This is a genomic window from Cupriavidus sp. 09_S30 (assembly GCF_056930435.1).
The window spans coordinates 2,052,190-2,064,523 of sequence record NZ_JBXOWI010000001.1; the positions used below are offsets into that span (position 1 = coordinate 2,052,190).

Consider the following 12,334-nt stretch of genomic DNA (forward strand, 5'->3'; position numbering starts at 1 on the left):
GGGGCGCCGCCGCGCCCGCACAAGCCATCTCCAGGCGGTGGAAGATTTCGGCCGCTTCGCTATTTTTTTGCTCGAGCCATTTCCGAACGAAATAGTTCGACGAAGTTTCTAGCAGCAGGAGAGAGCCGATATCCTTTCACCGTCACAATGGCAATCGTGCGGCTCAGGCGTGGGTTCAGCGGCACGACTGACACCCTAGCGCCTAGTGGCACGGCGATCCTGGGCAGCAACGCAACTCCCAATCCTGCCTCCGTCATAGCGACCACCGTGGAAGCCTGCATGAACTCGTAGTTCGTATTGATCGTCAGCTCCATTCCAGCCAGTACTCGGTCGACATGGTCGCGAAACGCGGTTGAGCTCCACAGCTTGAGCAGCGGCTTTCCCTTTGTCAGCTGGTCGACCGAAACGCTTCTTCTGTTGCCGAGCGGCGAGCCTTCCGGGAAAAGCGCGCAGTACTCGTCTACGAAGATCGGATCAAACACCAGCTCCGAGTTGCCATCCTGCTCTGGGCCAATGGCGAAATCCACATCGCGCCGGCGCACAGCCTCCAACAAATCCTGATTGGCGAGTTCGCGAACTTGTACGTGAACGGCTGGGTATTTTGCCGCGAAGGCGGTCAGGATGGCAGGAAGCCTCGTCCCCGCGACCGTGGGAACGCACGCAAACGAGAGTCTTCCGATTTGCATCTGGACAGTCTGTCGGAGTGCGGTGAAGCCGGATTCCAGCTCCGCTTGCGCCCGGCTGACGCTGACCATCAACTGCTCGCCCTCATAGGTCAGTTCGACTTTCCGCGTCGTCCGATGAAAGAGCATGACGCCGAGCTGCGCCTCGAGTTGCTTGACCTGCATGCTTACCGCCGCCAGAGAGCGGTTGGTCTCCTCGGCTGCCTTGCGAAAGCTTCCGTGCTTCGCCACGGCAAGGAAGGCTGAGAGCAATTTGAAGTTGACGTTCATCATGTCGACGATGTGGATTCGCGCTGACCGGACTTTATGGAGGCTACAAGGCGAACACCAGGGCACCTTGGAACTGTTCAACGAGCTTGAATAATAGCTAAGAATATCTAGCTTGTGATAAGGAATCGACGTTCCTACGATGGAGGCAACCAACCGAGGGAACTGACCATGTCGAATCAAAAACAACCTGCCAAGATGACGCTGGTCGCCTTTCTGCAGGCGCAAAACTGCTCGAATCTGGTGGCCTCCTGGCGCCATCCGCTTACAGACCCTAGCTATAGCAGCGCAGAGTACTACCAGAATATCGCGCGAATTCTGGAGCGCGGGAAGTTTCAGATGGCATTCTTTGACGACCGGCTCGCGATGCCAGACAGGTTTGGCGAAACCCATGAAGAGGCGGTGGAAAATGGTGTCCGCGTCGTCAAGTTCGATCCCGTCCCCGTTCTCATGGCGATGGGTCTCGCAACTACGCGGCTGGGCCTGGGCGCAACGTATTCCACCACGTACCACGAGCCATTCCACGTCGCTCGGGTATTCGCGACGATGGACATGCTGACCGGTGGCCGCGTCGCATGGAATGTCGTGACCTCGTTGAATGATTCAGAGGCTTTGAATTTCGGTCGTACAGAACACCTCGCACATGATCTTCGCTACGACCGTGCTGATGAGTTTCTGGAGACCGTATTGGGCCACTGGGGCACTTGGGAAGACGGGGCGATTCTTGCGGACAAGTCGACCGGCCGCTTTGCGGATTCCAGCAAGGTGCATCGACTCGATCACGCTGGTAAGTGGTTTCGATCCAAAGGCCCCTTCACGGTGCCTCGCTCGGAACAAGGGCATCCGGTACTCATTCAGGCTGGCCAGAGCGGACGCGGCAGTGACTTTGCGGCCCGCTGGGGCGAGCTGGTCTTTGTCATCTACCCAGACTATGAAGCCGGGCGCCGATCCTATGCGAGCTTCAAGGAAAAGGTTGCAGCCGCAGGCAGGGATCCGGCCACAGTGCGCGTCGCGCCTGCGGCGTACGTGGTGACAGGTGAAAGCCGCGCCGAGGCCGAGGAGAAGAAGGCGGAAATCGATGCACTCGTTAAACCGATCGACTCGCTTTCGCTGCTTTCCGAAGCCCTGAACTTCGATTTTTCGCGCAAGCGGCCGGATGATCCCTTCACGGAGGACGAACTCAGGGAGGTCAGCGGCCTGCGGGCAATCCTGGATCGCGTCATCACTGCGAGCGGAACCGAGCGTCCGACGCTCTCCGACTTCCTGCGTCATAGCCGGCGGGGCACCGCAAACGAACTGGCGACGTTCGTAGGTAGCAAGACGGACGTCGCGGACCAGATGGAGGCGTGGTTCAAGGGTGGTGCCTGTGATGGCTTTGTGCTGGCAGCAACCCACATGCCCGGGTCATATGAAGAGTTTGTCCGCCTGGTAGTTCCCGAACTGCAGAAGCGCGGACTCTTCCACGAGGACTACGAAGGCACAACGCTGCGGCAGAACCTCGGTTTGCCGAAGCCGGCGGCAGACGAGTGGAAGCGGATGTATGGCCGGAACTGAGTTCACAGTGGAGATGATCATGGAATCCATCGACTACCGCCATTTGATGCGCAACCATGTCGGCGCACCGGTTGTGATTGCCACGGGTTTGCCGGGGTTCCGGACGGGACTGACGGCAACCGCCTTCTGCTCGCTTTCCGACAACCCGCCGACCGTATTGGCCTGCGTGAACAAGAATGCAAGTGCGCATCCGCAGATCTGGCAGACGAAAGTCTTCTCGGTGAACCTGCTGCGTGACGACCAGAAAGGCGTCGCACTGAGTTTTTCCGGACAGACTGGCCTCAAGGGTGAACAGCGCTTCGATGATCAATGGAGCGCCGGGCCCATGGGCGCACCAGTTTTGCAATCGGCACTCGCCAGCCTGGAGTGCGATCTGGTGAACGTCTATGACCACGACACACATTCTGTCTTCATTGGTCAGGTCAGAAGCTGGTCGGCAGACTTGGCAGCGGAACCACTCGTCTATTTTCGTGGAGAGTTTGGCGGCCTGCGACAGGGTGAAACGGCCTAGGCGGCGCAATCGAAGGCAAGAAACGCCGCAAGGCAACAAGAATATGGGAGACGCAAGATGGAGAGAAGGACCGTTCTGCGGGCGATAGCTGCATCTGCTGCCACTGTTGCCATACCAAGCCATGCGCAGGAAACGTACCCGAACAAACCGGTTCGCATGATCATTCCCTACGCAAGCGGACAATCCGCCGACGTGTTTGGCCGCTTGCTTGCCAACTCGCTAAGCAGAGCTTGGGGACAGCAGATCTACGTCGAGAACAAGGGAGGAGGCGCGAGCATTCCCGGCATGTTGGCAGGACGTGATTCTCCACCCGACGGATACACCATCACGATCGGTGGGAGCGGCCCACTGGGCGTGAATCCGGGTCTTTATCGAGAGAAGCTACCGTACGACGCCTTGCGGGACTTTGCCCCGGTTCATGGCCTCTTCATTGCACCGCTGGTGGTACTGGCACATCCGAATACGAAGTTCAATTCCCTGGCAGACGTGGTCACAGCGGCACGCCGGGCGCCAGGCGAGCAAAAGTGGGGAGTCGCAGGCCTGGCAACGTCTCCTCACCTGGCCGCGGAGCTCATCAAGGCAACCGCGAAGGTGGACATCGTGTCCGTCCCATACCGAGGCAGCGGGCCGATGCTGACCGACCTGCTTGGCGGGCAAATTCAGCTGGGTATCGATACGATTTCGGCGGCGATCTCTTATATCAGATCGGGCCACCTGAAGCCACTCGCAATCACGTCTAGCCAGCGGGTCGCCGTGTTGCCTGAATTGCGTACGGTCGCTGAATCTGGCTATCCCGGCTTCGAGGCATTGGGGTGGGCAGGTCTGATCGTTCCCGCGAAGACGCCTAGGAATGTCGTCACAACCATCGAGCGCGCGGTCCATGTGGTGATGACGGCCCCGGAGTTTCAAGCCGAGCTTACGCAGCGCGGCGCGATTCCAGACACACGCGGAGCCGAGGCATGGGGCAGTTTTGTCAGAGCCGAGATCCCCAAATGGGACAACGTGATCGCGGCCAGCAAAATCACAATCTAGTAGCGGCCGCAGAGAAGAACAAGCGCAAATCAACCACTCCTTTCGTCTATAGACCGACACTATGTCCGCAACCATTATTCCTCCACGCACGCAACGGCTTCAGCGAAGTGAGCTCGCCGTCCCGGCAACGTCCGATCACTTCTTCCAGAAGGCACGCGACAGCGCTGCCGACGTGGTGTTCTTCGATCTCGAGGACGCCGTTGCCACTCGCCTGAAAGATGAAGGCCGTGCGAAAGCCATCGAGGCCATCAACGGCCTGGACTGGGGCGGGAAATCCGTTGCAGTGCGCGTAAACGGACTGGACACACCGTGGGCCTTGAACGATCTGGTCGACGTCGTCACACAATGTCCGCGGCTGGACATGGTGCTGTTGCCAAAGGCCGGCACGGCATTCGATGTGCGCTTTGTCGAGCAGATCCTGACACTGATCGAACGCCAGCTTGGGAGAACAAAGCGTGTCGGCATTGAAGTGCTGATTGAAACCGCGCTTGGGCTTGCCAACGTCGAAGAGATCGCCGCATCGTCCCAGCGGCTGGAGGCCATGATCTTCGGGGTTGGGGATTACACCGTTGATATGCGTACCGGGGATACTGTCTTCGGGGTGCCGAATCCGGGCTATGCGATTCTGACCCATGGTGATCAGCCAGGCTCGCGTGTACGACACTGGAACGATCAATGGCATTTCGCGCTGGCACGGATTGCCAATGCCTGTCGTGCAAATGGCATGCGAGCCATCGATGGGCCTTTCACGCAATTCAATGACCCGGAGGGATATCACGCCGCGGCCCAGCGCTCGGCCGCGCTCGGCTTCGAAGGCAAGTGGGCCATCCATCCAAGCCAGATCGAGCTGGCGAACACCATCTACGCGCCGACGACCCAGCAGCTGGAGTGGGCCGCCAGGATCGACGCCGCGTTAGAGCGACACGCTAAGGAAGGCAATGGCGCATTCGCCAGTGATGGCATTCTGATCGACCTCGCGCACGCAAAGCTTGCCAAGGGCATCTTGGAGCGGCAGCGTGCGATCGAGCAGGCAACAGGGAAAGGGAGAGCGGGATGATTTCGGACTCCACTCATCATCAGGCTGCACACCTGCCGCTCGAAGGGATCCGTGTGCTGGATATCGCGACGTTTCTCGCGGCACCGTTCGCCGGCACCATCATGGCGGACTTTGGGGCAGAAGTCATCAAGATCGAGCAACCGGGAGTTGGCGATCCGCTTCGCCGGTTCGGCACGCCGACCGAGGGCGGCGATACCTTGGTCTGGCTGAGCGAGGCGAGAAACAAGTCCTTTATGACACTGGATCTGCGCAAGCCGGAAGGAAAGGATGTCTTCCTGAAGCTGGTCGCGCAGTCCGATGTTGTTCTGGAGAATTTCAGGCCGGGTACGCTGGAGAAGTGGGGGCTTGGGTACGACGTACTGGAAGCCATCAACCCGCGCATTGTCCTGCTTAGGGTGAGCGCCTATGGTCAGACAGGCCCTTATCGGGAGAAACCGGGATTTGCACGGGTGGCCCATGGATTTGGCGGGCTGTCCCATCTCGCGGGAATGCAGGACGGCCCCCCGGTAGTGCCCGGCTCAACCTCTCTGGCGGACTATATTTCCGGTATGTGGGGGGCAATCGGCGTACTGATGGCAATACGAGAAGCGGAAAGGAGCGGCAGGGGGCAAGTCATCGATGTCTCGCTCTATGAGTCAGTTTTCCGCCTCCTGGATGAACTTGCTCCGGCATATGGAAAGTTCGGGGAGATCCGCGGACGCCATGGCGCGGATGTTCCGCATGTTGTCCCGCACGGTCACTGGAAGACTGCAGATGGGAAGTGGGTCGCTCTCGCATGCTCGAGCGATAAGATCTTCGCACGACTCGCGGTACTGATGGAGCGGCCGGAACTCGCGGAAGACGGCATGTTTGCAACGAATGCGCAGCGCCTTGCCGGACGACAGACTGTCAACAAACTCATAGCGGACTGGATCGGGGCACAGCCGCTGGCAACGGTTCTGGATCGATGCGACGCTGCTGGCGTCCCATGCGGACCGATCCTGTCGATCGACGAGATCTTCCGGGATCCACAGTACATGGCTCGGGGCGATCTACTAGAAGCGCGGGATGCGAGAGGTCAAACCGTGGTAGTGGCAGCGCCAGTGCCGCGACTGAGCCGCGCAAAGACGCAGTTGCGGCACCTCGGTGGGTCTCTTGGCTCCGATACCGCCACTATGTTGAAGAGCCTGCTCGGCTTGACGGCGAGTGACATCGAGGCTCTGCGTGCACGTAGCGTTGTCTAGGCCGCCAACGCCTCGACTGCAATGCGCGCTTTGCCAGAGTTTCCCAGAATAGTCACCCGAGCATCGAAAGCTCGCCGGTCGCTATATCGATGTCTATCATTACCCGGACGGGCAGGATCGTGCCGTGGTCGATTGGCGCTGCCCTGCCCTACACGATCTACGGCCGGCTATCGGAAGTGGATCAAAATGCGATCGTCGACAATAAACTGCGCTCCGGAAAAGCACGTACTGGTATGCTCGGGCATGCGGCATTAGCGCATTCCGTGCGGGACATCGGCTCAGTATGGAATTCAGCCGCGCGGGACGGATGAAAACTGGGCGAAAATCAGCGATGAGCACTGCATTGAATGATGACGGACTACACACTGCGATACCGCTAGGCCGCTTGTTGTTGCCGCTGCAGCCGCCGACGCTCGCGCCCGGCATCGCGCACAGCAATTTCAGCGTTCAGGGCGACGCGCGTCAAAGCTTCCTGGCCTGGCAGGAGCGTATGAGTCCCGTCTACGACATGCGGCCTTCTTCAAAGCAGGCTGAGGATACGTTCGATGCATCGCTGTCCCGTTACACGATCGACGATCTAAGTATCTTCGACTTTCGCACCGGGCCGTGCCTGGCCGTGCGATCACTGGGTCGGGTTTCGACCGAGAGCGTTCGCGACATCACGTTCAGCGTATTCCTTGAAGGGCCACCGGCGCAGTTCCTGGGCGGCAAGCCGCGGTCCGACGCGCAGCCCATACCGAAAGTGCCGAGTATCCTCGCGCTGGACATGGATCAGCCGTGCACAGTCCGGAGTTTTCAAGGTCGGATACTTCTCCTTTTTGTACCGCGCGCTCTGGCGGAAAGGGCATTCCCTGATGCTGCCTCGCTGCATGGCCGCTGGATTCACGCCACCACCCCTCTGACGCGCATACTGATTGAGCATGTGGTGGCGCTAAGGCAACGAATCGTCGGACTGAGCAAGGAGGCAGCGCACCAGTCCTTTCTCACCGCGGTAGAGCTGATCGTTGCAGCATTCAGCCGTCAAGCGGGTCTTGCCGGCAATACTCGCGCAGCGGTACGCGCTGCTGTCTACGGGCAAGTGCGGCGGCATGTCGAGACAAATCTGCATGATCCGAATCTGTCGCCTGACAGCGTATTGGCATCGCTGCATCTCTCACGCGCCAGCGTGTACCGCATGTTTGACCATGAAGGTGGACTGGCCGCTTATATCCGCAACCGCAGGCTGCGAGCGGCGGCAGATGAGCTTGTGCGCTTTCCGCATATGGAGGTAAAGGACATTGCCTCGGGGCTGGGTTTCAATGATGCATCGAGCTTTACACGTGCATTCCGTCGCGCCTTCGACATCGCGCCACGAGAATTGCACGCGTTCGCACCGTTGCTCCAGCACGCACAGACAAAACAGGGGCGCTTCATCACATAGAGGCAGTGCTGAACAGCTTGGATCGTTAGCTCTTTTGCAGTCTCGTCGCAATCCGTTGACATAGCGAGCGTCTACATGAAAGTCCTCATCCTAGGGTTGTTGATCTTTCTGGCCGTGCACTCCATTCGCATCATCGCGGAACCATGGCGTACTGCGCTGATTGCACGCCTGGGCCAGAACGGCTGGAAAGGCTTGTACTCCCTGCTTTCGATTCTTGGCGTGGCACTCATCGTCTGGGGCTACGGGCTGGCCCGCGGGCAGCCGATGATCTTGTGGACGCCGCCAGCCTGGACGCGCCCTATCGCGGCGCTGATCAACATCCCGGCCTTTATTCTCATCGCGGCAGCGTATGTGCCGGGCAACCGCTTCAAGGCCACACTCGGGCATCCGATGGTCGCGGGCACCCAACTATGGGCATTGGCTCACTTGCTCGCCAATGGCACCCTGCCTGCGGTCCTGTTGTTCGGGAGCTTCCTGATCTGGTCGATCACGGATTTCGCGTCGGCGCGCCGGCGCGACCGGGTGGCGGGCACGCGCTATCCGGCCGGGACGCTCGGGCGCGATGCCGCCGTTGTCGTTATCGGAATCGCGAGCTGGGCGCTGATTGCATTTCAGTTTCACACGTGGCTGGCCGGTGTGCCGGTTCTTATGTGGGGAAGCTGAGTCGAATACCGCGAGGCCGGTCGATCGGAACCCGCTTCGATCGCCCTGGCCGCCCAGGCAAGCAGGCCGGCCAGCGAAGCCCATATGAGCTATACTGAATCCTCAAATGGGAGACTTCGATGCAAGCCACCACCGATGCGAAGCCGAGCCGCGTGCCCGCCCGGCCCCGCGCGGAGCGTCCGGACCACACCGGCGGGCGCTCAGCGAAGCGGCACGAGATCCACGGCATCCAGGATTTTCGCGGCTTCTATGAGGAGTCGCAGTCGACCGCCGGCACGCTGCGGGTGATCACGCTGATTCGCAAGGGAGTGCCGGCCGCCGCCATCGCGGTGCTCGCCGACCGCATGGGCCTGACGAAAGAGACGCTGATGCGCACGCTGCAGTTGCCGCGCGCCACAGTCGATCGCAAGGCGAAGGCCGACGAGAATCTGTCCAGCGAGCAAAGCGAGCGCGTCATCGGCATGGCCAAGCTGGTCGGCCAGGTGCAGGCGCTCGTCGAGCGGTCTGGAGATCCGGCCGGATTCAACGCCGCGCAATGGGTCGCGCATTGGCTGTCGCAGCCCGCGCCGGCCCTCGGCGGGCAGCGGCCGGCGGACTTGATGGACACGGTCGCCGGGCAGCAGGTCGTCGCCGAGTTGGTTGCCAAGATGGAAAGCGGAGCCTACGTGTGAGGACGGCTTGGCGCATAGGGACGGACACGCCGACCTATGCGGCGGACGATGCCAGTGGTTCCGGCGCCAAGATTACCGGGGGGCGATGGAATCGGAAAGGCACGCCGGTGGTCTATGCGGCCTCGACCATCGCCCTTGCCTGCCTCGAGACCCTGGTGCACCTCGGCGCTGGCGGCCTGCCGCTGAATCGCTACCTGGTGCGACTCGACATTCCGGAGGACGTCTGGGAGGCCGCGCAGCGGTATTATTCGGCGGCCTCGGCGCCGGTGGGCTGGGACGCGGTCCCTGCAGGCAAGGCCAGCCTCGACGCGGGAGAGGCGTGGTTGGCCTCCGGCACCTCGGCATTGCTCTTGGTACCGTCCATCGTCGTCCCCGAGGAATGCAATGTCCTCGTCAACCCCACCCACCCGGATGCCGCAGCCTTGAAGTGGACCAAGGTCCGGCGCTGGCTGTACGACACCCGCTTCTCCGCGACCTGAACACGGCGAGGGCTACTGCTCTTGCGCTTGGCATCGGGGCTTGATCGCCCTGTTGCACACTGAGGTGTCGCGGGAAGGTCATACGGCTCTTCCTCGCTGACTCACTGGGCGGGGGGCCGTGTACTGCTCGCTGGATTTGCCGGCTGACTGGTCGATCTGGAGGTGTCGCATCCACTGATGGCCAGCGCGCCTGGCGCACCGGCGTTCTTCAGCGTCAAGCGAAGCCTGCTTCCCTTGGTCGTCGTGATGGTTTGCCCGTAGGAAACGGTCGGCATGAACTGGATGTCCGGCGCAACGGCTACCGGTGGGTTCCTGGCACCGTCGACGGTCAATTCAAGCTCCACGGTGATCGAATCAAGCGCAATGCCCTGGTATTGCTTCTTCTCCGCCAGATCCCGCTTGAACACGCACAGGCCTTCGGCCACCTGCGCCAAAGCCGTGGGAATATCGACTGGCTTGCCAGGCGGAATCGGCGCCGTGTTGCAGCCGGCGGCCAGGCATGCCGCGACGAGGAGCGGGACGGAAAGGTGGGCGCGCATTGGGGTCTCCGCGAGGGACCTTGTACGCCGCTCAATCTGCGCCGGTTCGGCGCCCTCTTCTGTGCGCTGCCGCACAGACGCCCGATCAAACGCTCGATCAGGCGCTGATTCCTGCCCGCCGGCGGCCTCGAACTTGACCCGCATCAAGCCATTGCGGCAGCCAGTGCCTAGAATGATTCATTCCTACATCGCATTGCCCGCGCCATCGCAGCGGTGCCCGTCCCCGGCCTTGCCGGTACGCGTGGCGCCGCGGCACGACCGGCCGGCCCCCCGCAAACAAGGAGGCATTCCATGGCAAATCCCAACGACATCCCCCTGGAAGTATTCCGCGCCGGCATGGAAGCCGCGCTGCGCGGCACCATGTTGATGCTCGAGCGCCAGCAGCGCTTGTTGTCGATGCAGCTCAAGGCGGTCGACCAGGCCGTTGCCGGCACCAAGGAGATCTTCAGCGAGGTGGCCCATGCCAGCAGCATGGTCGACCTGGCAGCCTTGCCGGCCGCGCTGCTGCGCCAGCAGACCGAGCAGTACACCCGCCTGTGCGAAGCCTGCACCGCGATGGCGAGCCACAACCAGACGGCGCTTGCGGAGCAGATGCGCGAGGCAGGCGAGACTTGGCAGAAGCTGCAGGGCAATGCCGCGGCAAGCGGCGCCGGCGTGCAGGGTGTGACGCCGCCCTCGATGCAGGAACTCTTCGATCGCTTCGGCCAGTTCAACTCGGTGCTGGCCAATGCCTTCCTGGCACCGATGGGCGGCGGCGCCAAGGCGGCCGGCACGCACGATGCGTCTGCTGCGCAGTCTACCGAGCGAGGGAGGACCCGGCGTGGCGAATGAGCGCATTGCCCTTGTCACGGGAGGCATGGGCGGACTGGGCGAGGCAATCGCCGCACGCCTGCACGCGGCGGGCCATCGCGTCGCGGTCACACATTCACCGGGCAACGACCACGTGCAGGCCTGGTTGGACGGGCAGCGGGCCCAGGGCCGCGAGTTCGCTGCCTTCGGCGTCGACGTGGCTGACTTCGACTCTTGCCAGCACTGCGCGGCGCGGATCGTGGATCAGGTCGGCCCGGTCGACATCCTGATCAACAATGCCGGCATCACGCGCGACCGCACCTTCAAGCGGATGGAAAAGCACGATTGGGACGAGGTGCTGCGCACCGACCTGGACTCGGTCTTCAATATGACCAAGCCCTTCGCCGAAAGCATGAGCGCGCGCGGCTGGGGACGGATCATCAATATTTCCTCGGTCAACGGCTCCAAGGGCGCCTTCGGCCAGGCCAACTATGCGGCGGCGAAGGCCGGGATGCACGGTTTCACCAAGGCACTGGCGCTGGAACTCGCGAGCAAGGGAGTCACCGTCAACACGGTTTCGCCCGGCTACCTGGCCACGAAGATGGTCACCGATGTGCCGGCCGACATCCTCCAGACCAAGATCCTGCCGCAGATACCGGTCGGACGCCTGGGCCGGCCGGACGAAGTGGCCGCACTGATCGCCTATCTGTGCTCGAACGACGCCGCATTCGTCACCGGGGCGAATATCGCGATCAATGGCGGCCAGCACATGCAGTAAGCAGCGCATGCCGCCCGCGCGGCACCGGGCGCCCGCCGTCTTGAAGGGCCTTGATCCGAATCAAGGCGGCGGCCGCGCAATCACATAGGCTGGAAGCACTTTCACCTTCCGGCCCGGGCGCACGGTCGCCCGGTTCCCCCATCCCCTTACCTATCGCTTCCCGGAGACACGCCATGTACCAGCGCATCCTGCTCGCCATCGACGGCAGCCGTTCTTCCGATCTGGCCCTGAGCCAGGCCATCGCGGTCGCCAAAGCCACCGGCGCGGAGGTGGAAGCCGTCTTCATCGCCGACAACAGCGACCTGTTCTTCAGCGTCGGCTATTTCGATCCGTCCAAGATCATTGAGAGCATCATGGCGGCCGGTAACGAGGCGCTCTCCGCGGCTGCATCGCGCCTTGCCGCCGAAGGCGTGCGCCACACGACCAAGCTGATCGACAAGCCGGTCGGGCCCGGCCTGATTTCCGACACCATCATGGCCGAGGCCGATCGCTGGAATGCCGACCTGCTCGTGCTGGGCACCCACGGCCGGCGCGGCGTGAAGCGCCTGGTCATGGGCAGCGTGGCGGAGGGCGTGATTCACAAGAGCAACAAGCCCGTGCTGCTGATCCGCAGCGAGGCCAAGGACTGATCCCCATCGCGGGGCGCCTTGGCACCCCGCACTCCCCCG

At 61.8% G+C, this 12,334-nt stretch carries 15 protein-coding genes; 13 read left to right on the forward strand and 2 right to left on the reverse strand.

The window, feature by feature from the left end:
* Positions 1 to 59 precede the first annotated feature (59 nt).
* A complete protein-coding gene (locus AC1Z3O_RS09765; protein ID WP_483515527.1) occupies positions 60 to 956 on the reverse strand; it encodes a LysR family transcriptional regulator in 897 nt (298 codons plus the stop codon).
* A gap of 165 nt (positions 957 to 1,121) precedes the next feature.
* On the opposite strand from AC1Z3O_RS09765, the gene AC1Z3O_RS09770 reads away from it, so the two are divergent.
* The 10 genes from AC1Z3O_RS09770 (at position 1,122) to AC1Z3O_RS09815 (ending at position 9,560) form a co-directional block, all read left to right on the forward strand.
* Entirely contained in the window at positions 1,122 to 2,504 is a 1,383-nt protein-coding gene (locus AC1Z3O_RS09770; RefSeq protein WP_483515528.1) for an LLM class flavin-dependent oxidoreductase, read from the forward strand.
* 19 nt (positions 2,505 to 2,523) lie between these two features.
* On the forward strand, positions 2,524 to 3,015 hold the full coding sequence (locus AC1Z3O_RS09775; RefSeq protein WP_483515529.1) for a flavin reductase family protein: 492 nt from the start codon (positions 2,524 to 2,526) through the stop codon (positions 3,013 to 3,015).
* A 57-nt stretch (positions 3,016 to 3,072) separates the two neighbouring features.
* Positions 3,073 to 4,047, forward strand: a complete 975-nt coding sequence (locus tag AC1Z3O_RS09780) for a Bug family tripartite tricarboxylate transporter substrate binding protein (RefSeq protein WP_483515530.1) — start codon at positions 3,073 to 3,075, stop codon at positions 4,045 to 4,047.
* Positions 4,048 to 4,108: 61 nt separating this feature from the next.
* On the forward strand, positions 4,109 to 5,104 hold the full coding sequence (locus AC1Z3O_RS09785; RefSeq protein WP_483515531.1) for an HpcH/HpaI aldolase/citrate lyase family protein: 996 nt from the start codon (positions 4,109 to 4,111) through the stop codon (positions 5,102 to 5,104).
* Positions 5,101 to 6,327, forward strand: coding sequence for a CaiB/BaiF CoA transferase family protein (locus AC1Z3O_RS09790; protein WP_483515532.1), 1,227 nt, complete (start codon positions 5,101 to 5,103; stop codon positions 6,325 to 6,327). Before AC1Z3O_RS09785 ends, AC1Z3O_RS09790 begins: the two co-directional genes overlap by 4 nt.
* A gap of 89 nt (positions 6,328 to 6,416) precedes the next feature.
* Positions 6,417 to 6,638: a hypothetical protein gene (locus tag AC1Z3O_RS09795; RefSeq protein ID WP_483515533.1), complete on the forward strand. Its 222-nt coding sequence runs from the start codon at positions 6,417 to 6,419 to the stop codon at positions 6,636 to 6,638.
* Positions 6,639 to 6,658: 20 nt separating this feature from the next.
* Positions 6,659 to 7,747: a helix-turn-helix domain-containing protein gene (locus AC1Z3O_RS09800; protein WP_483515534.1), complete on the forward strand. Its 1,089-nt coding sequence runs from the start codon at positions 6,659 to 6,661 to the stop codon at positions 7,745 to 7,747.
* A gap of 75 nt (positions 7,748 to 7,822) precedes the next feature.
* Positions 7,823 to 8,410, forward strand: a complete 588-nt coding sequence (locus AC1Z3O_RS09805; protein WP_483515535.1) for an NnrU family protein — start codon at positions 7,823 to 7,825, stop codon at positions 8,408 to 8,410.
* A gap of 119 nt (positions 8,411 to 8,529) precedes the next feature.
* On the forward strand, positions 8,530 to 9,081 hold the full coding sequence (gene parS / locus AC1Z3O_RS09810; protein WP_483515536.1) for a type II RES/Xre toxin-antitoxin system antitoxin: 552 nt from the start codon (positions 8,530 to 8,532) through the stop codon (positions 9,079 to 9,081).
* Positions 9,078 to 9,560: an RES family NAD+ phosphorylase gene (locus AC1Z3O_RS09815; RefSeq protein ID WP_483515537.1), complete on the forward strand. Its 483-nt coding sequence runs from the start codon at positions 9,078 to 9,080 to the stop codon at positions 9,558 to 9,560. The genes parS and AC1Z3O_RS09815 overlap by 4 nt, the downstream gene beginning before the upstream one ends.
* A 101-nt stretch (positions 9,561 to 9,661) precedes the next feature.
* Here AC1Z3O_RS09815 and AC1Z3O_RS09820 read toward each other — a convergent pair whose 3' ends face one another.
* Positions 9,662 to 10,099: a hypothetical protein gene (locus AC1Z3O_RS09820; protein WP_483515538.1), complete on the reverse strand. Its 438-nt coding sequence runs from the start codon at positions 10,097 to 10,099 to the stop codon at positions 9,662 to 9,664.
* 291 nt (positions 10,100 to 10,390) lie between these two features.
* Here AC1Z3O_RS09820 and AC1Z3O_RS09825 point away from each other — a divergent pair, with 291 nt between their 5' ends.
* From AC1Z3O_RS09825 to AC1Z3O_RS09835, 3 genes are all read left to right on the forward strand, one after another.
* On the forward strand, positions 10,391 to 10,930 hold the full coding sequence (locus tag AC1Z3O_RS09825) for a hypothetical protein (RefSeq protein ID WP_483515539.1): 540 nt from the start codon (positions 10,391 to 10,393) through the stop codon (positions 10,928 to 10,930).
* Entirely contained in the window at positions 10,878 to 11,666 is a 789-nt protein-coding gene (gene phbB, locus AC1Z3O_RS09830) for an acetoacetyl-CoA reductase (protein ID WP_483515540.1), read from the forward strand. Before AC1Z3O_RS09825 ends, phbB begins: the two co-directional genes overlap by 53 nt.
* 173 nt (positions 11,667 to 11,839) lie before the next feature.
* Positions 11,840 to 12,295, forward strand: coding sequence for a universal stress protein (locus tag AC1Z3O_RS09835; RefSeq protein ID WP_483515541.1), 456 nt, complete (start codon positions 11,840 to 11,842; stop codon positions 12,293 to 12,295).
* The last annotated feature ends 39 nt before the right edge of the window (positions 12,296 to 12,334 follow it).